Source organism: Pyxidicoccus fallax (genome assembly GCF_012933655.1).
GTDB lineage: Bacteria > Myxococcota > Myxococcia > Myxococcales > Myxococcaceae > Myxococcus > Myxococcus fallax.
Genome location: NZ_JABBJJ010000164.1, coordinates 1 through 17,397 on the forward strand (window position 1 = coordinate 1; position 17,397 = coordinate 17,397).

General features: G+C 69.9%; 17 protein-coding genes and 2 pseudogenes. 11 read left to right on the forward strand and 8 right to left on the reverse strand.

The window, feature by feature from the left end; genetic code table 11:
- Nucleotides 1–440 (forward strand): annotated as a pseudogene (locus HG543_RS29655) (hypothetical protein); the annotation flags it as partial.
- A gap of 1 nt (nt 441) precedes the next feature.
- Here the strand turns inward: HG543_RS29655 and HG543_RS29660 are convergent.
- Nucleotides 442–999: an outer membrane beta-barrel protein gene (locus HG543_RS29660; protein ID WP_246357391.1), complete on the reverse strand. Its 558-nt coding sequence runs from the start codon at nt 997–999 to the stop codon at nt 442–444.
- A 140-nt stretch (nt 1,000–1,139) separates the two neighbouring features.
- On the opposite strand from HG543_RS29660, the gene HG543_RS29665 reads away from it, so the two are divergent.
- Entirely contained in the window at nt 1,140–2,234 is a 1,095-nt protein-coding gene (locus HG543_RS29665; RefSeq protein ID WP_169348259.1) for a uroporphyrinogen decarboxylase/cobalamine-independent methonine synthase family protein, read from the forward strand.
- 7 nt (nt 2,235–2,241) lie between these two features.
- Here HG543_RS29665 and HG543_RS29670 read toward each other — a convergent pair whose 3' ends face one another.
- Entirely contained in the window at nt 2,242–2,466 is a 225-nt protein-coding gene (locus HG543_RS29670) for a DUF2934 domain-containing protein (protein ID WP_169348260.1), read from the reverse strand.
- Nucleotides 2,467–2,722: 256 nt separating this feature from the next.
- On the opposite strand from HG543_RS29670, the gene HG543_RS29675 reads away from it, so the two are divergent.
- A complete protein-coding gene (locus tag HG543_RS29675; RefSeq protein ID WP_169348261.1) occupies nt 2,723–3,415 on the forward strand; it encodes a hypothetical protein in 693 nt (230 codons plus the stop codon).
- 14 nt (nt 3,416–3,429) lie between these two features.
- Here HG543_RS29675 and mutY read toward each other — a convergent pair whose 3' ends face one another.
- Both mutY and HG543_RS29685 read right to left on the reverse strand, forming a co-directional pair.
- Nucleotides 3,430–4,587 carry an A/G-specific adenine glycosylase gene (gene mutY / locus HG543_RS29680; RefSeq protein ID WP_371876565.1) on the reverse strand — a complete coding sequence of 386 codons (1,158 nt, stop codon included), beginning with the start codon at nt 4,585–4,587 and terminating at the stop codon, nt 3,430–3,432.
- 320 nt (nt 4,588–4,907) lie between these two features.
- Nucleotides 4,908–5,720, reverse strand: a complete 813-nt coding sequence (locus HG543_RS29685; protein ID WP_169348262.1) for an SDR family oxidoreductase — start codon at nt 5,718–5,720, stop codon at nt 4,908–4,910.
- Nucleotides 5,721–5,843: 123 nt separating this feature from the next.
- Between HG543_RS29685 and HG543_RS29690 the strand changes: the two genes are divergently transcribed.
- From HG543_RS29690 to HG543_RS29705, 4 genes and pseudogenes are all read left to right on the forward strand, one after another.
- Entirely contained in the window at nt 5,844–6,818 is a 975-nt protein-coding gene (locus HG543_RS29690) for a PD-(D/E)XK nuclease family protein (RefSeq protein WP_169348263.1), read from the forward strand.
- Nucleotides 6,819–7,013: 195 nt separating this feature from the next.
- Nucleotides 7,014–8,804 (forward strand): Ig-like domain-containing protein, encoded by a 1,791-nt coding sequence (locus tag HG543_RS29695; protein ID WP_169348264.1) that lies wholly within the window; start codon nt 7,014–7,016, stop codon nt 8,802–8,804.
- 59 nt (nt 8,805–8,863) lie between these two features.
- Nucleotides 8,864–9,415, forward strand: a complete 552-nt coding sequence (locus tag HG543_RS29700; RefSeq protein ID WP_169348265.1) for a winged helix-turn-helix domain-containing protein — start codon at nt 8,864–8,866, stop codon at nt 9,413–9,415.
- A gap of 30 nt (nt 9,416–9,445) precedes the next feature.
- Nucleotides 9,446–9,910: pseudogene (locus tag HG543_RS29705) on the forward strand (transposase); the annotation flags it as partial.
- A 49-nt stretch (nt 9,911–9,959) separates the two neighbouring features.
- On the opposite strand, the gene HG543_RS29710 reads toward HG543_RS29705, so the two are convergent.
- Both HG543_RS29710 and HG543_RS29715 read right to left on the reverse strand, forming a co-directional pair.
- Nucleotides 9,960–10,847: a tRNA threonylcarbamoyladenosine dehydratase gene (locus HG543_RS29710; protein WP_169348266.1), complete on the reverse strand. Its 888-nt coding sequence runs from the start codon at nt 10,845–10,847 to the stop codon at nt 9,960–9,962.
- Between the two features lie 28 nt (nt 10,848–10,875).
- Nucleotides 10,876–11,673 carry a TatD family hydrolase gene (locus HG543_RS29715; protein ID WP_169348267.1) on the reverse strand — a complete coding sequence of 266 codons (798 nt, stop codon included), beginning with the start codon at nt 11,671–11,673 and terminating at the stop codon, nt 10,876–10,878.
- 120 nt (nt 11,674–11,793) lie between these two features.
- Here HG543_RS29715 and HG543_RS29720 point away from each other — a divergent pair, with 120 nt between their 5' ends.
- Together HG543_RS29720 and HG543_RS29725 are read left to right on the forward strand one after the other, a co-directional pair.
- The gene (locus HG543_RS29720) at nt 11,794–13,320 is read left to right on the forward strand and encodes a TolB family protein (RefSeq protein ID WP_169348268.1); all 1,527 of its coding nucleotides are present in this window, start codon (nt 11,794–11,796) and stop codon (nt 13,318–13,320) included.
- Between the two features lie 166 nt (nt 13,321–13,486).
- Entirely contained in the window at nt 13,487–13,738 is a 252-nt protein-coding gene (locus HG543_RS29725) for a hypothetical protein (RefSeq protein ID WP_169348269.1), read from the forward strand.
- A gap of 66 nt (nt 13,739–13,804) precedes the next feature.
- Here the strand turns inward: HG543_RS29725 and HG543_RS29730 are convergent, their stop codons facing one another.
- Nucleotides 13,805–14,047: a hypothetical protein gene (locus tag HG543_RS29730; protein WP_169348270.1), complete on the reverse strand. Its 243-nt coding sequence runs from the start codon at nt 14,045–14,047 to the stop codon at nt 13,805–13,807.
- Nucleotides 14,048–14,465: 418 nt separating this feature from the next.
- Between HG543_RS29730 and HG543_RS29735 the strand changes: the two genes are divergently transcribed.
- Nucleotides 14,466–15,428, forward strand: coding sequence for a hypothetical protein (locus tag HG543_RS29735; protein ID WP_169348271.1), 963 nt, complete (start codon nt 14,466–14,468; stop codon nt 15,426–15,428).
- A 49-nt stretch (nt 15,429–15,477) separates the two neighbouring features.
- Here the strand turns inward: HG543_RS29735 and HG543_RS29740 are convergent, their stop codons facing one another.
- Nucleotides 15,478–16,059 (reverse strand): Maf family protein, encoded by a 582-nt coding sequence (locus HG543_RS29740; RefSeq protein ID WP_169348272.1) that lies wholly within the window; start codon nt 16,057–16,059, stop codon nt 15,478–15,480.
- A gap of 104 nt (nt 16,060–16,163) precedes the next feature.
- On the opposite strand from HG543_RS29740, the gene HG543_RS29745 reads away from it, so the two are divergent.
- A complete protein-coding gene (locus tag HG543_RS29745; RefSeq protein ID WP_169348273.1) occupies nt 16,164–17,390 on the forward strand; it encodes a metallopeptidase family protein in 1,227 nt (408 codons plus the stop codon).
- The last annotated feature ends 7 nt before the right edge of the window (nt 17,391–17,397 follow it).

Consider the following 17,397-nt stretch of genomic DNA (forward strand, 5'->3'; position numbering starts at 1 on the left):
GTGTGGCGGGGCTCCTGGGCGGGCTCATGGTGGGCGGTACGCCGCTGGGCAGCTGTGCCGGTGGGAACTGCCGGGACGTGGGGGCGATGACGAGCGTGCTCATGGGCTGGTCGGCGGGGACGGCGCTCGGGGTGTACAGCGCCGGCTCGCTGCTGGACGGGCGGGGCGCGTTCCTTCCCACGATGGGCGCCGGGCTGCTGGCGGGAGGCGCGGGGACGGGCCTGTACGCGATGAACATCGTCGATGAGGAGACGCTCATCCCCCTGGTCATGGGGATGTCGCTGCTCGGCTCCATGGCGGTGTACGAGTTGACGTCCGCGTGGGCCACGCCCAGGCCGCGCGTGCTCGCGGAAGACGCGCCGAGCACCGGGGCCACGTGGGCGCCCACGGTGCAGGTCTCCTCGCGCGGTGGCTCGCTGGGGCTCGTCGGGCGCTTCTAGTCTAGAAGCGGCCGCCCAGGCTCAGCCCGGCGGTGAAGAGGTCGCCCTCGTCGGCGCTGCCGGGAGCGAAGCCCTCTCCGGCCACGACGCGGTACATGGCGCTCGCGCCCGCCGTCACGCCGCTGAAGCGGTATTCGATGCCGGCCGCGAGTGGCACCTCCGCGACGATGTCCTCCTCGAAGACGTTGGTGCCGACCTCGCCCGTCGGGTCGATGTAGCTGACGCCCAGCCCCGCGCCCAGGAAGGGCATCCACCCGTTGTCGACGACGGGGCCCAGCTTCGCCAGCGCGCCCACGTTGTGCCGCCACAGCGCGCCGCTGGCGCCCTCCTCCTCGAAGCCGTTCGCGGAGCCCTCGTAGCCCAGCTCCACGCCCAGGAGCCGGAGGGGCCGCGCCTCCGCCTGGATGCCGAGGAAGGCGCCGACGTCCGTCTCGCCTCCCAGGTCGCCCGTGAAGGCCGACACACCGCTGCGCACCGACAGCCCTCGTTCCTGCGCGAGCGCGGGCGTGGACAGCAGCGCCACCGCGAGAACCATCGCGGACCCGATTCGCCGGAACATGTGAGTCCCTCCTGTCGCTGACGCGCTGCCCCTTGGGGCCCGACGCAGGAACGATGGGTCCGGTGGAGAAGGTCGGCTACCCATCGGACCCGGTAGGGTGAGGCGCCCCGGGAGAGGAGGGAGCGGGTAGACTCGGGTGCATGAGCGCGCCGAACATCCGCCGAGCCGTACAGCTCCTGCCCGCCTGCGCCACCACTGGAATTGGAAGCCTGCCCCACACCCAGGTGGAGCTGGGCCTCCAGGCCGCGCTGGCCATGGACATCCCCTTCCTGCCGCAGCTGCCGGTGGGGCATCCGTCCGAGCTGATGATTCCCGCGGCCCTGGAGGGGCTGCCCGGCCTGTCCTTCGATGACGAGGGCCTGTGCACGGTGGACCTGGCGGCCTGGGAGGCGGGCCGCGCGGACTTCGAGGCGAGGCTGGAGGCGGCGCTGTCGGCCGGAAACCTGGAGGCCTTCGAGCCCTCGCCGGAGGCGTGCCGCGCGTGGCGGCCCTTCCTGTGGGAGGTGGAGACGCGGAAGCTGGCCTTCGCGAAGGCGCAGCTGGCGGGGCCCTTCACGGTGCGCTCGGTGGCGCGCACGACGACGGGGCAGCCCGCGCTGGAGGTGCCGGGGCTGGACCAGGCCATGTTCCGGCTGGTGCTGGCGCGCTCGCTGGCCATGGTGAAGGCGCTGCGGCGCGCGAACACCACGCCGCTGTTCTTCCTGGACGAGCCGGGCCTCTATGCCTTCCAGCGCACCCAGCCGCGGCACCTGCTGGCGCTGCAGGAGCTGAAGCTGCTGGTGGTGGCGCTGCAGCGCGAGGGCGCGCTGGTGGGCCTGCACTGCTGTGGCAACACGGACTGGGGCGCGCTGCTGGACGTGCAGCCGGACCTGCTGTCCTTGGACGTGCGGCTGTCGCTGGATGCCATGGTGGAGGAACGCGAAGCGCTGGAGCGCTTCCTCGCGTCGGGCGCGACGCTCAGCCTGGGCATCGTCCCCACGGACCTGGCGTCCGCGTACGAGGTGGGCGAGCTGGTGGACTCGGTGGAGGCGTCGCTGAAGGCGGCGCTGCCGCGAGGCTTCACCTTCCCGCGGGTGGTGTCCACCGTGGTGCTGACGCCCGCGTGCGGGCTGGCCATGCGCTCGGTGATGGACGCCGAGCGCATCCTGGAGGAGCTGAAGGCGGCGCAGCGCCGGCTGCGCGGAGCGCTCGAGGCCGAGCGCCCCGCCCCGCCTCAGTCACCCAACCCCCATTGAGCGACGGCTACTGGCGGCCGAGGCTCAGCTCGCGCTCGGCCTGGAACCAGTCCTGCTCGGGGTTGCCGGGCGTGCCACCGCGCGCGAGGAAGATTTCGTAGGCGCGCCGGGCAATCTGCTCGTGCGAGGGGCTGGTGCGAGGTGCCGGGGCCATGGACAGCGGGTTCTGCGGACGTGCCGGCGTGCTCGCAGGCTGCTGCGAGTTCTGCTTCTGCGCGGTGTTGCGTGCCATGGGGGGCTCCTTCGTGGATTGGCGCGTCAAGCTTGGGACTCGGGTGGGGGCGCGCGAAAGCGACCCCCCGGGTCAGGGGTTCTTGGAGCAACACGACGTTCCGGTGACTGTCGGGTGGTGCACGGAGGGCAGGCCGTGACGTCGCTCCCGGTGGGGGCGGACCGCACGAGCGGAGCGTGCGTCATTCATCGAGGATGGGAGCGGCGACCTCCGCCGCGAGGCATACTCGGGGCCGGTAACCGGGAGGGGAGGCACGGTGCGCCAGAGCGAAGCGGTTCACGAGCGGTTGCTGGTCGAGCTTCGCGCGAGTCTGTGCCGTCCGACGATGTTCTTCAGCTGCGCGGCGGATCAGGAACTCGGCTACCTGCGCACGCTGGGCCTGCTGTGCTTCGTGGATGAGCGGGAGCCCGCGCTCGAAGCGGAGCGGGAGCACCTCGAGCGCGTGGGCGCGCGTCATCCCTCGAACCTCATCAACGGTGTCACCAACGCCCTGCGGCTCGTCATGCCGGACGTGGAGCGATTTCCGGACGAGGCTGCCTCCGTCTACGCGGAGGTGGCGCATCGACTGGGCTACCTCTCCGTGGAGCGGACCGTCGAGCGCGAGGCGCTCGCGTCGATGCATGCGCACTTCGACGAGAGCCGCTTCGGGCGGAACTGGACCGCGGCTGACGTGGAGCAGGTCCTGGGGACTCCGTCCTTCAAGGTGGGGTCGGGCGAAGTCCTGGGCTACACGTCGGGCCACCCGGAGGATGCGTGGCTGTTCTTCGATATTCCAGAGCGCGGGGGCCTGGTCCGGAGCGTGCGCTGGTATCAGCACTCGCTGGACGCGGGCCTGCGGCTGACACCGCACGGCCGCACGCTGACGCGCAGGGGCGAGGCGCAGCCGAAGTTCGAGCTCGGCCCCGAGTGGAAGCGGGCGCACCTGCGGCTCGTGAAGAACGAGCCGTGAGCTGAACGGGCGCCTCAGTCGCCGTTCAGCACGCCCGAGCCGAGCGCCGCGTCCAGTGCGCGCTGCATGGCGGTGCTCATCCCGAGCGCGGCGGCCTCGGCGGGCGTGCACCAGCGCAGCTCCTGGAAGGCGGGAGCGCGGGTGGGGCGCTGGGCGCCGGACACGCGGAGCAGCCGCAGCGTGAGGTCGCGGTGGGTGAGCTGCCGCTTCACCGTGCCGAGCGTGCCCTCCAGCTTCACCTCCGAGCCCAGCGCGCTCGCGAGCCGGGCGGCGGCCTCGGCCTCCGGAAGGTCCGCGTCCACCTCTGCGGCGGGCAGCTCCCACAGGCCTCCGAAGAGCCCCGAGTCCGCGCGGCGCGCGAAGAGGAGGGTGCCCGCGTGAGGCCACACCGCGAGGGCGAGCGTGAGCTTCTTCGGCGTCGCGCGCACCTTGGCGGGAGGCAGCTCATCCACGCGGCCCTTGCGGAAGGCGACGCACGCGCCGCGCACGGGGCACAGCAGGCACAGGGGGCTCTCGGGCCGGCAGGTGGTGGCGCCGTGCTCCATGAGGGCCTGGTTGAAGTCACCGGGCCGCTCGCCCTTCACCAGCGCGGTGGCGAGGGCCCACAGGGTGGCCTCGCGCTCTTTGTCGCCGGGGAGACCCTCGACCTCGAAGAGGCGCGACAGCACGCGCGCCACGTTGCCATCCACGAGCGGCGCTTCCTCACCGAAGGCGATGGAGGCCACCGCGCCGGCGGTATAGCGGCCGAAGCCGGGGAGGGTGAGCAACTCCTCGGCGGTGGAGGGCAGCCTGCCGCCGAAGCGCGCCACGACCTCCTGCGCGGCGCGGTGCAGGTTGCGCGCGCGGCTGTAGTAGCCGAGGCCCTTCCAGCCGGCGAGCACGTCATCCAAAGGCGCGGAGGCCAGGGCGAGCGCCGTGGGAAAGCGCGCGAGGAAGCGCTCCCAGTAGGGAATCACTGTCGACACCTGGGTCTGCTGGAGCATCACCTCGCTCAGCCAGATGGCGTACGGGTCTCGCGTGCGGCGCCACGGGAGGTCGCGCTTGTTGCGGTCGTACCAGCCCAGCAACGGACCGCGCACGGCGGTCAGGTGCTTGGGGGTGGGGGACACGGTGATGGCGGGAGCGGCGGAGCGCTTCGCGCGAGGAGCTCGGGCAGCGGGGGCATTGGCCACGGTGGAGTTCCGCGGGTGTGCCGTTCGCGCGGCGAGGTCGCTCGCCGCTTCCGCCATGGCAGTCGGAGGCCCGCGCGTCACGGAGCGCTTCGCACGGGAAGCTCGCGCGGCGATGTCCCTCGCGGCCTCCGCCACCGTGGACGCCGGAGCGGAAGTACCGGACCGCTTCATGCGCGCGGTGGGGGAGCCGTTCCTCTCGTGCTGTGACGGGGTGGGCGCCGTGCGCTTCGTGCGACGTGCCGTGCCGGCGGAGTCAGCTTGTGCGCCATCGGCCGGGACCTGGGGGGCCTCGGCGCGCTTCGTACGGGGACCGCGGGGGCTCATGTGTCCTTCTTCTTCGGAGGGGCCGCCATGCGGCGGGCGACGCGGTCGAACAGTCCGGGCGCGAACCGGTTGGCGAGCACCATGACGCGGCCAGGAAGCGTGAGCACGGTGTCGCGGCGGCCGCGCAGGCTCGCGCGCACCATGGCGGTGGCCACCTCTTCCGCGGACATGGCCTTCAACGGAATGGGGTCCTGGCGCCAGCCCTCCGCGTGGAGGCGGTGCTCGCGGAACTCGCTCTCCGTGAGACCGGGGGAGACGAGCAGCACGCGGATGCCCTCGGCGGCCAGCTCGGCGCGCAGCGACTCGGTCATCGCGTTCACCGCGGCCTTGGACGCGCAGTAGCCGCCGAGCAGCGGCAGCCCCCGGTGGCCCAGCACCGAGCTGACGTTGACCACCTGCGCGCCGGGGCGCCTGCGCAATAGCGGCATCGCCGCGCGCGTCACCCTCCACAGGCCGAACACGTTCAGCTCGAACACCTGCCGGAGCTGCTCCTCGCTGATCGCCTCCAGCGGCCCGTAGAGCCCCTGGCCCGCGTTGTTGACGAGCACGTCCAGCGCGCCGAACGTGGCTTCCGTCTCGCGCATGAGGCGCTCCACGTCCTCGCCCTGGGTGACGTCGCACCGCACGGGCAGTGCCCTCACGCCGAGTGACGTCACTTCACGGGCCGCCTCCTCCACCTGGGGCAGGCGCCGGGCGGCGAGCACGACATCCGCTCCAGCCTCCGCGTACCGCTTCGCCGCCGCCCGCCCGATGCCACTGGAAGCCCCGGTAATCAGGACCACACGGCCCTTGAAGGGTTGGGTCTTCATGCCGCGCGCACCATACCCTCCTGGTAGCGTCGGCGAAGTGTCTTTCAACCACCGGCGGGCGCTCGTTTCCTTGCTCGCCCCTCTTCTGGAGGAGCAGGCGAACGCCTAGGATGCCGCCCTTCCATGCGGCGTCCCACCCTCAGCAACGACTTCTCCTGGTCCAAGAGCCGTCACGAGAAGTTCTCCGAGTGCCTCCGGGCATATTACCTCTACTACTACCGCTCCTGGGGAGGGTGGGAGGCGGATGCGCCGAAGGACGTGCGGGAACTGTACGTGCTGAAGAAGCTGGGCAACCGCTTCAGTTGGGCGGGCAGCGTGGTGCACGAGGCCATCAAGGACGTGCTGCTGGACTGGCGGGCGGGGCGGGCGGTGGACCCGGCGGTGGTGGAGGCGCGGGCGCGCAAGCTGATGCAGGACGACTTCCGGCACTCGCGGGGCAAGTCGTACTGGACGCAGAAGTACCGCAAGCAGTTCACCGGCCTGGTGGAGCACGAGTACGGCGACGTGGTGCCGGACGACGCGTGGAAGCAGAACTGGGAGACGGTGCGCTCGGCGCTGGCCTGGTTCTTCGCGTCGCGGTGGCCGCAGGTGGCGAAGGGGCTGAAGCCCGAGCAGTGGCTGGAGGTGGACGCGGGCTATGACTTCGCGCACTTCACGCTGGACGGGATAAAAGTCTTCGCCATTCCGGACTTCGCCTTCGTGGACTCGGACGGCACCACGGTGGTGGTGGACTGGAAGACGGGCAAGGCGCGCGACGGGTACGACGAGCAGGTGCTCGGCTATGCGCTGTACGTGTCGCAGCGCTACCGGGTGCCGGTGGAGAAGGTGCGCGCCTCGCTGGTGTATCTCAACGAGGGGAAGGAACAGGACGTGATGGTGGACCCGGCGGCCATGGGCCTGTTCCGCCGGCACTTCGAGGGGAGCGTCGCGAAGATGCGGGCGCTCCTGAAGGACCCTGCCACCAACACGCCGATGGATGCGTCCGCCTTCCCGCCCACGGAAGAGCTGACCTCCTGCGCGCGCTGCGTCTTCCGGCGCCCCTGCGGGCGCGAAGCCGCCCTGGCGCAGACGCAGGCACAGCGGCAGCAGGTGGCGTAGGCCCGCCGTCTCGTTCGAGGACGCGGTGTCCGCATCGGGGGACGGCCGCGCCTGTCCGGCGCTGTGGCCGCTGAAGCGGACGGTGCGCCGGAAAAGCCAGGGAATCAGCGAGCTTGAGGAGGCTGGTGCGTCTGGCACCCGGCTCGAGCAGGAGTCTGTGCGTCCGGGAACGGGGGCTGCACAGGGACAGTGGACATGAACCGATTGCGAATCCTGGTGACGTGGTGCCTCTTCACGTGCGCGGCCTGCATTGACCTTCCCGAAGTCGTGGACCCGCTGGAGGAGCCACTGCCGGAGCCGCGGCTGGAGGTCCGCCTCGCGAGCCCGGGGGAGGCGACGAGCCACACGAATGGCGACGTCCCCGTGCAGGTGGTGGTGAGCGGAGGCGAGGCGGAGACGGTGGAGTTGCTTCTCGGGGACGAGGTCCTGGTGAGGCTGTCACCGCCCTACAGCTACACGTGGTCGACGCAGGGAGTGCCGGAGGGGCGCTACAGCCTCGCGGCGCGGGCGACGCGGAAAGGGGAGGGGTTCACGAGTGAGGTGCGCACGGTGGTCGTGGACCGGACCCCGCCCCAGGTGGTGTCGCGTACGCCAGCGCCTGGGGCGCAAGACGTCTCGGTGCGAGCCCCCATCCGTATCGAGTTCTCCGAGCCCCTGCTGCGCTCCAGCGTGACGGAGGCCAGCTTCAGTGTCACTGCGGGGGATGCAGTGCTGGGCTTCACGATGAACGTGGCGGCCGATTTTCAGTCGGTGGAGATTTCATTGGTTCAGTCGCCGCCTGTTCCCACGGCGTTGGCGGTGACGGTTTCGCCACTGGTTACAGATGTTGCTGGAAACATGTTGGGAGCTCCGACAGGCGTGTGGTCCTGGCACTCGCCTGCCTTCATTCCCGCGTCCACACAGACCAGCGCGAGTATTGGGCTTGATCTCAACTCATCGATGTCACTTGCTTTCGATGCGCTCACGCAAGCCCCTCTGCTTGCATGGAGCGAAAGGATCGAGCCGTTTGGGAGCGATGTTTTCGTTCGTCGGTGGAACGGCTCCGAATGGGTCGATCTCGGAATGCTCCCCCACCTGACGGATACGAGCCGGCGGTCGCAGCCGCACCTCTTGGCAATGGCTGATGGACGGATTCTGGTGGGCTTCCTTGACTACGGTGACGACAACACACCGCGTGTCGTGGTCGCCGAGCTTGTCGATGGGAGTTGGCGCCAGGTGGGACTGCCTTTCTGGTGCATCCCAATGGGTGGACAGATCCAGTCGTTTTTCATGACCTTGGGTGAAAACCAGCAGCCCATTGTTGCCCTGAACGACCGCGACACATCGGCGCCAACCGAACGGCGCGTCTATGTCTGCCGGTTCAAGAATGGAAAATGGGAAGCTGTTGGCTCCCCTCTGGGTGCAAGCGGTGTTGGCCAACCCGCGAGTTTGTTGGGGGTGGGAGCCGATGCGGCCGGAAACCCCGTCGTGTTGTGGAGCCAAGGAAGGGCTTTGACGCTCTCCCAATGGAGTGGCACGCAATGGATGCCCCGAGGGGGCGGAGTTCAATTGAACCCCGACGAGCCGCTGATAGACGTATCACTGACAATGAGCCAGAAGGGTATCCCCTTCATGGCATGGACTGTGCATCGGACAGATGGGAGCGAACTGTTCCGGGCTGCACGTGACACGCTTGTGAATCCCATTGGGGCTGGCGTGTTGACCAGCGCCCCGCAGGTTCACGTCGGACGCTTGTTCTTGAAGCTGGGTGCACAAGAACAGCCCATCGTGTTTTGGAGCGAGCACGACAATACGAATGGGCGTCATTCACTTCACATGAAGAAGTGGCTGGGAAGCCAATGGGAGGACGCCCGGCTTGTTGCCGTCTACCCTGCTAACGCTGGCGGCGTGGCGTTGGCCGTGGATGAGCAGGGCGAGATACTCTGTGCTCATCCTGAGAACGATGGACAGCGCAACGTCATCTCGCTGAAGCGCTTCAACCGCTAACCCCCTTCAGGGAAGTCGGGTAAGGGTCTGAGGAGTTACGTTATGGAGGGGTGGTGTCCATGGCGTGGCAGCCAAAGCACTGGACGGCCCAGCAGCTTGAGGAGCGGCGGCTTGCGGCTGGACGACTCCTGCGACGGGGGCACCTGTCGCAGGCGGAGGTGGCGCGCCGTGTGGGTGTCAGCGAGGCCTCCGTCAGCCGCTGGGCGCGGCGACTGCATGAGGCAGGCGGCAGTACCCGCGGGTTGAAGGCGAGGCCGCGCACGGGCCGGCCGTCGAAGTTGAGCTCGGGGGAATGGAGGCAGGTGGCGGGGCTGGTACGGGCAGGGGCGCGCACCTGCGGTTTCCCTACTGAGCGCTGGACGCTCACGCGAGTGGCGCACCTCATCCACCGCACGTTCGGAGTGCGCTACCACCCCAATTACCTGGCCGAGCGCCTTTATCGGCTGGGTTTGAGTCCGCAGCAACCCCGCACCCGGGCCAAGGAGCGTGACGAGGCGTTGGTGGAGGCATGGCTGAAGCGCGACTGGCCCCGTATCAAAGGGGGGCTCGAAGAAGCAGGCGGGCCATTGCCTTCGTGGACGAGACGGGTAGTTCGTTTCGGGCCCGCGTAGCGTCTACCTGGGCGCCCGTCAGGCACCCGCCCACCTTGCGCCGTCGTTGACAAGCGGCGCGAAGTCTCCAGCATCGTCGCCCTCGTTGCCCTGTACGGCCCCGGGCCGGCGCGCCTGTATTCGCGCCACCGGGAGGGAAGCTTCACCAGCCAGGACATCATCGCTGCCCTGCGCTACTTCCGCAGGAAAGTGGGCCGTCCTCTCACCATCGTGTGGGACGACCTCAACCAGCACCACAGTGCCGAGATGCTCGACTTCGTCGCCCGCCACCCCGAGGACTTCCTCCTTGAGCGGCTGCCAGGCTATGCGCCAGACCTCAATCCCGAGGAGGGCTGCAACGGCGTGGTGAAGGCCGAACTGCGCAATGCCACGCCCGACTCTGTCGCCGAGCTGCGCGCCCAGGCACGCGCTTCATTCGTGCGCCTGGGCCACCGCCACGACGTTCTCGCCGCCTTCTTCCTCCACGCGGGCCTGCGCCTTACCGGACTTCCCTGAAGCAGGTTAGCCACCACGCCGTGAATGCCCAGATGTGCCGCCTGGGCGTTCAGCGGCTGGACGCCAGCCGCCGCACCACCACGCCGGCCGCGTTCATGCCGAAGCAGGACGTGACGAAGGCCACGCTGCCATCAATCTGGGTGCGGTGGTCGCAGGTGTGGAAGTCATTGTCCTGCGGGCACACGCACAGGAAGCCGTCGGTGGCGTCGTCGTACTGCAGCGCCACCGGCATCCGCCGCGCCTCGATGGAGTAGACAGCGGTGATGCCGGTGTGCCGGTCCGTCTCCACGCCGTACTTGCGCTTGAGCAGCTTGCGGATGTCCTTGGCGAACGGGTCCATGTGCGTCTCGGACAGGTCCTCCACGCGGATGGCCGTGGGGTCCAGCCGGCCCGCGGCGCCCATGGAGCTGACCACCGGCACGCCCAGCGTCACGCAGCGGTGCAGCAGGTGCAGCTTCGCCTTCACGTTGTCGATGGCGTCCACCACGAAGTCGTACTGGCCGGCCGCCAGCATCTGCTCGGCGACCTCTTCGCGGTAGAAGTCGCGCAGCGCTTCCACCTTCGCCTGCGGGTTGATCTCCTGGCAGCGCTGCGCCATCAGCTCCGCCTTGGACTTGCCCACGGACTTCACCGTGGCGTGGAGCTGGCGGTTGGTGTTGGTGACGCAGACGTCGTCATGGTCCACCAGCGTCAGGTGGCCGATGCCGCTGCGCACCAGGCCCTCGGCGGCGTAGCTGCCCACGCCGCCCAGGCCGAAGACCACCACGCGGGCGTTGGCCAGCCGTTCCATCGCGGAGTCGCCCAGCAGCCGGCCTGTCCGGTCGAAGCGCCTCGACAGCTTGAAGGGGCGGGCGAGCGAGTTCTCGGTCCGGGCCTCGGCCGCCGGGGTGGCGGGGGAGGTCTCGGCAGCGGCAGGGGAGAGCGACTGGGGGTTCATGGAGGTCCTCTTATAACGCGACGCTCGCCTACCGCGATGGAGGTGGGAAAGCTTCCCGGAAGAACCTGCGGGCGTTCTCGGTCGTCTGCCGGGCGACCACCTCGACGGGCTCTCCCCGGACGCGGGCCATGCCTTCGATGATGTGGGGCAGGTAGCCGGGCTCCGAGCGCTGCCCCCGGTGGGGCGTGGGCGCCTGGTCCGGAGCGTCTGTCTCCACCATCAGCCGCTCCAAGGGGATGGCCCGCAGCGCGTCCAGCGGCTTCCGGGCCTCCGCCCAGGTGACGGGGCCGGCGAAGGAGAAGTGGCAGCCTTTCTGGAGGTAGAAGCGCGCCAGCTCCACGCCACCGCTGTAGCTGTGCATGAGCACGCCCGCCTCGGGCAGTTCCTCCTGCTTCAGCAAATCGATGAGCGCGGGGTGCAGCCGGTGGCAATGCATCAGCACCGGCAGCCCGTACTTTCGCGCCAGGGCCAGGTGCCGGCGAAGGACGGCCACCTGCCGCTCCAGCGGCGCGCCGAGAATGGACGGGCCGTCGAGTCCGCACTCGCCCACGGCCGCGGCGCCACCCTGGGAGAGGAGGGCGTCGAGGTGCTCGAGGACGGCGTCGTCCTGCTCGGGCGGCATGTCCGGGAGGAGCTGCGGGTGGATGCCCAGGCCCACCTGGAGGCGGGCGTCCTGGCGGGACATCTCCAGCAGCGGCTCCCAGTCATGCGGGCCGACACCGGGAATGACGATGCCGTGGAGCCCCGCGGCCCAGGCGCGTTCGAGCACCGCGGGCCGGTCCGGGTCGAAGCGCGTCGCATCGAGATGGCAGTGGGTGTCGATCATTGAGCACGCAGCGATGGTTCGCCGTTCAATCAGCAACAGGGTTGCCGGTCGTGCTCGCCAAACCGAGCACGTGCAGGAGCCGCGAAGCTATACGCGCCCTTCGCATTTTGGAGGGTCTTTATGACCAAACGTGTCGTTGTCAGCGCGCTGTGCAGCGTGCTGTGGGTTCTCACGACGGGCTGTGGGGACGAGTGTGTTGATGCGTTCGACTGCCGCAACGATAACGGGCAAGCTGGACCGGGTCAGGAGTGGGTCTGCACCGAGGACAACGAGTGTGAGCGGCGCCCGGTGGAGCAGCCGCCTGAGACCGACGCGGGCACCGGTGGCACGGACGCGGGCACGGACGCAGGCACGGGTGACACCGACGCGGGTACGGACGCGGGCACGGGCGACACCGATGCCGGCACCGACGCGGGCACCGGTGACACCGACGCGGGTACCGACGCCGGCACCGACGCGGGCAGCATGAACGTGCCCAAGGGTGGCGCCTGCACCGCGTCGGGGGACTGCATGGCCGACCTGCGCTGCGAGGGCCCCGTGGGCAGCAGCACCTGCCAGGCGCTGCATATCGCAGTAGCCGTGAATCGGGCGAGCGACCGGACCGCGGTGGTGGCCGTCCGGCACGACGACGAGAACGCGGCAGTGGTCGAGCTCAGTGAGTCCGAAACGGCTTCGAGCCGCTATGCCCGTTGGGCTCCCGGCGGGAACGCCATTGCCTTCGTGGAAGGAGCCGAGGACTCGGCCCGGCTGGTGACCCGAAGCGTGCCCCCTGTTCAGGGTGAGACGCGTGAACTCACCGACAGCACGGACGCCGGAACCCGTGACTTCGTCTACATGGAGTGGGAACCGTCCAACTACATCGCCTGGACGCGCTCGACGGACGCCGGCATCACCGGCATCTCCGCCATCAACCCGGATGGTGGCACGGTCACCACGCTGACCCAGACCGGTGGCTTCCCCTCGTGGGCTCGTGACGGCATGAGCTTCGTGTACAGCACCGGGGGGGAGGGCGTCGTGAGGGGCATGGTCGGCAACGCCACGACCACGACCGTGGCCGGAGCCAGCGACGGTACCCAGCCGTACCACAACAAGACCAACGACCAGATCCTGTTCCTGAAGCCGAACACCACGAAGCCCCCGAACTTCAACTACGAGCTCTTCACCATCCCGAATACGGGTGGGGAGGCAAAGCCAGTCGCGAGGATCGACAGCCGGGATGTCACGGTCGGGACAGACACGGGTACCGTGGATGCTTACATCGCAAACCCTGCCTGGGCTCCAGATGGTTCCTGGGCCGCCTTCGTGCGCGCCTACTACTCCAACGTCTCGGGAAGCCAGCCCGTACTCTGTGGCAACCCCACAGCCGTTCTTTGCCCCACTGACGCAGGCAACGTCATCTACCTGCGCCGAATCGGACCGGATGGTACGGCTTCAGGAAACGAGGTCGAACTCGTTCGCGACGCGACGCTGCCCGCGTTCTCTCCAGACGCACGGCACATCGCGTACATCAAGGGCGGGCAGCTCTATGTCCAGCCCATCAATCCCGTGGACGGAACCCTCGCCGGCAACGCGATTCGTCATACCCAGCCCACGGGCGTGAGGACGACGGGGGGCGACGAGAGCCGCCCGCGCTGGCAGCCCAAGTAACCCCGGGCACCCAACGCCCTGACGCACCCAGGCCCGCGTCCCACGGAAAGGGGGCGCGGGCCTTCGTCTGTTCACTCCATAAGGCGGCGTCTTGCCTCCGCCGGGAAAGGGACGTAGGCAGGGCCCCTCTTCCCGCCCCGTCCGGGGCTCGCCCTTGGAGGACACCATGAGGCTCCACGTCGCGCTCGGCTTCCTGCTCTTCTCCGGCTGCGCCACCGTCCCGTCCGTTGGACGGGAGGACGGAAGCGGAGGCACCGTGTCCGGGGAGCCGCACGAGCTGGCCGAGCCTGTGCGCCTTGAGACGCGCTCGGGCACCTTCCTGGTGCACCCGAACAACGTCAGCGACTTCCAGAAGCTGCTCGCGGGAGAGCCCACCCAGCAGCGCTACACCGCGGGCACCCTGTGGGCCGCCGACTGAAGGCGCCCCGAGGCCACGCGAACGCCCCTCCCGTCCTCCGGGAGCGGCGAGGCTGAAGCAAAAACTTCAGCCTTCCAGGATGATGCGGCGCCCCAGCGCCCGGCTCATCTGCGGCGAGGCCAGCTGCGCCAGCACCCCGCCCAGCTCTCCGCCGGACGTATCGAACGCCGCGGCGATGATTTCGCCCACCGTCAGCTGAGCCTTCTCCGCTGCCGCTCGGGCCCGCTGGGCGGTCCGCCGCATGGCCGGCATCACCCGCCGACCCTGCCGGAGAACCTTCTTGCCCTTGCGTGTCGTCCTCTTGGCCATGTGTTCCTCCCACCGCGCCTCACTGCACGGGTGAGTACACCGAGGGTCTGACACATGCAGGCGAGGTGCCAATGGACGGGCTACCTGCCTGGTGTGACACCGCCCACGTTTCCCCAGTCGGATAGCGGGTTTCCAAAGCACTCCCCGTGAAACGGCCGACCTGCCCCAGAGGGCGTGATTCGTTTTGTCGAGTTTTTTCGTTCACCCGGACCTTCGCACTCGACGTTTCGTTCAACAGTCAAGGTTCCGTCACCTGCCAAGAAATGTCGGTTGGAAGGTCCCCCGTGACCCCACTGTCACGTCCCCGTCTCGTCCCAGAGGGCGATGCCCCCGAGGGTGATTCGAGGGGCCCTGACGCGGGAGTCATGCCTCTGGCGGGTGGGCGCCCGGCCGCGTGTTGCAGTAGAGGAGCCCTCCCATGAACGTCCAGGTCCTCTTCCACGACAGCTGCTTCGACGGCGCCGCCAGCGCGGCGGTGTTCTCCCGCTTCTACCGGGAGCGCATCCGCCCGGACGCGGCCTTCCGGTACCTCGGGCTCGCGCACAAGCCGGGGGCCGAGGGCATCGACCCGGCCGTCTTCACCGGCGAAGAGAACGTCATCGTCGACTTCCGCTACAGCCAGGACCCGCGGCTGACCTGGTGGTTCGACCACCACGTCTCGGCCTTCCAGCAGCCCGGCGACGAGGCCCACTTCCGCGCGGACACCAGCGGCCGCAAGTTCCACGACGCGCACCGCAAGAGCTGCACGAAGTACCTCGCGGACGTCGCGCGCGAGCGCTTCGGCTGGGACGCGTCGCCCATGGCGGACCTCATCCACTGGGCGGAAATCATCGACGGCGCCCAGTTCCCCACGCCGCAGATGGCGGTGGCGCTGGAGGAGCCCGCGCTGCGCATCATGACGGTGCTGGAGGCCAACAAGGACCCGGCCCTCATCCCCGAGGTCATCCGCCGCATGCAGTCCGAGTCGCTGGCGGACATCGCCGCCTCGCCCCTCATCGCCGCGCCCCTGGCCCCGCTGCTGGAGCGCCACCGCGGCCACATCGACCTGGTGCGCGTCAGGGCCCGCTACGAGCGCGGCGTCGTCTTCTTCGACCTCGTGGACGAGGGCGTGGACAGCCTCAACAAGTTCATCGCCTACGCGCTCTACCCGGACGCGCGCTACACGCTGTGGGTGGGGAAGGGCGCCTCGCGCGCCAAGGTGTCGCTCGGCTCCAACCCGTGGAAGCCCGAGCTGCGCCAGCACGACCTGGCCGCCATCGCCGGGCGCTACGGCGGAGGCGGGCACCCGGTGGTGGCCGCCGTCAGCTTCAAGGCGGACCAGGCCGACAAGGCCCGCGCCGCGTACGGCGAAATCCTCGCGGAGCTGTCCACCGCCGGGTGAGCCTCCGCGCCCGTCAGGCCCGGGCCGTGGAGCCCGGGCCTCACCGGCCCTACCGGCGCTCGAAGAAGGGGAAGCCGGCCTGCCGCAACAGGCGCACCACCGTCACCATGGGCAGGCCCTGCACGTTGGTGCGGTCTCCCTCCAGTCGCTGCAGCAGCGCCTGCCCGGCGCCCTCCACCCGGTAGCTGCCGCAGCAGCCGCGCCACTCCTCCAGGTCCAGGTAGCGCTCCAGCTCGTCCGGCTCCAGGCGGTAGAAGGTGAGGCGGGCGCGCTCCACGCCCTCGGTGATGTGGCCGCCCGGCCCCACCAGGCACACACCGGTGTGGATGTCGTGGGTGCGCCCCATCAACTGGCCGAGCTGCCGCCGCGCATCGTCCCGGTCCACGGGCTTCGTGAGGATTCTGCCGCCCACCTCCACGAGCTGGTCCGCGCCCAGCACCCATGCGCCCGGGTGGCGGTCCTTCACGGCGCGGGCCTTGCGCGCCGCCAGCTCCAGCACGGCCTCCTCGGCGGACAGGTGGGGGGCCACCGTCTCGTCCACACCCGGGGCCTCGGTGCGATAGGGGATGCCCATCCCATCCATCAGGGCCCGCCGGGCGCTCGACGTCGACGCCAGAATCAGGTCTCTCATAGGCCGCCCAACCTAATGCACGTCCCCCCGTGGCGGGATTGCGGCAAGCGAGCAGACACGTCGATGTTTCCCGTCCGCCGGGTGATGCCGTACCCTGGCGGCCCATGTCGCGGCGCGGTCTGCTCGCCCTCTGTCTCCTTTTCGCTGCCTGCAAGCGCACCGCTCCGGCCCCCGCAGCGCCGGACGCGGGGGCTTCCGTCACGGCCTCGGTGGGCGCCTCCAGCGCGCCGGCCGCCGGTGACGCGCCCGTCATGCCCCCCGAGGACGCCACCCACCGGGTGCGGCCACTGGCGGTGTGCCGCGCCGAGGGCGCCGCCCCGCTGGACGCCGCGCGCCGCTACTTCGACGACGGGCGCTTCGAGGAGGCCCTGTCCTGCGCCGCGCAGGCCGCCGCCCTGGAGCCGGACCTGGCCGCCGCCCACGCCGAGCGCGGCATCGCGCTCGCCGCCCTGGGCCGCGAGCCGGAGGCGCAGCTCGCCTACGCGCGCGCGCTCGCCATCGACCCGGGGGACTCGGACGCGCTCCTGGGCGCCGCGCACCTGTACGCCGTGCAGCTGCCCTCCACGCGCGAGCGGGACGAGCTGGGCGTCCTCTACGCCGAGCGCGGGCTGTCGCAGCCCAACACGCCGCCGGAGCTGGTGCCCCACCTGGCGCTGGTGGCGGCCATGGCCTTCAACGATTTGGGACAGGCGGAGGAGGCCCTCGCGCGCGCCGCCATCGTCCTGGCGCGAGAGCCCGGCAGCAGGGAGGCCCTCTACGAGCGCGCCCTGGCCCTCTTCGAGCTGTGCCGCTTCGCCGAGGCGAAGGCGGCCTTCTCCAGGCTGCTGGACGACGCCGAGCGGGCCGCGCACGCGCACCAGCACCTGGGGCTGCTCCTGGAGCGCGAGGGCCGGTGGAAGCAGGCGCAGGTGCACTTCGACAAGGCCCGCGCGCTGGCGCCCGAGGACTTCCCGGCCCCGCCGCTGCCCTCGGAGGATGCCTTCCGCGCCGAGGTGCTGCGCGCCGTGGCCGCGCTCCCGGAGGACATGCGCGGCGACCTGGACGGCGTGCCCGTCACCGCCGAGGAGCTGCCCGCGGACGGAGACCTGCTGGCCAACCAGCCGCCCCTGTCGCCCACGATTCTGGGCCTCTTCCGGGGCCCTCCGCTGGGCGAGCCGTGTGATGGCTCGGAGACACCGTGCCGCTCCGTGGTGTTGTACCGGCGCAACCTGGCGCGCGCGGTGCGCACCCCCGAGGAGCTGCGCGAGCAGATTCGTGTGACGCTGCTCCACGAAATCGGGCACCTTCGCGGCGAGGACGACGAAGAACTGGCCGCGCGCGGCCTGGAGTGAGAGCCCG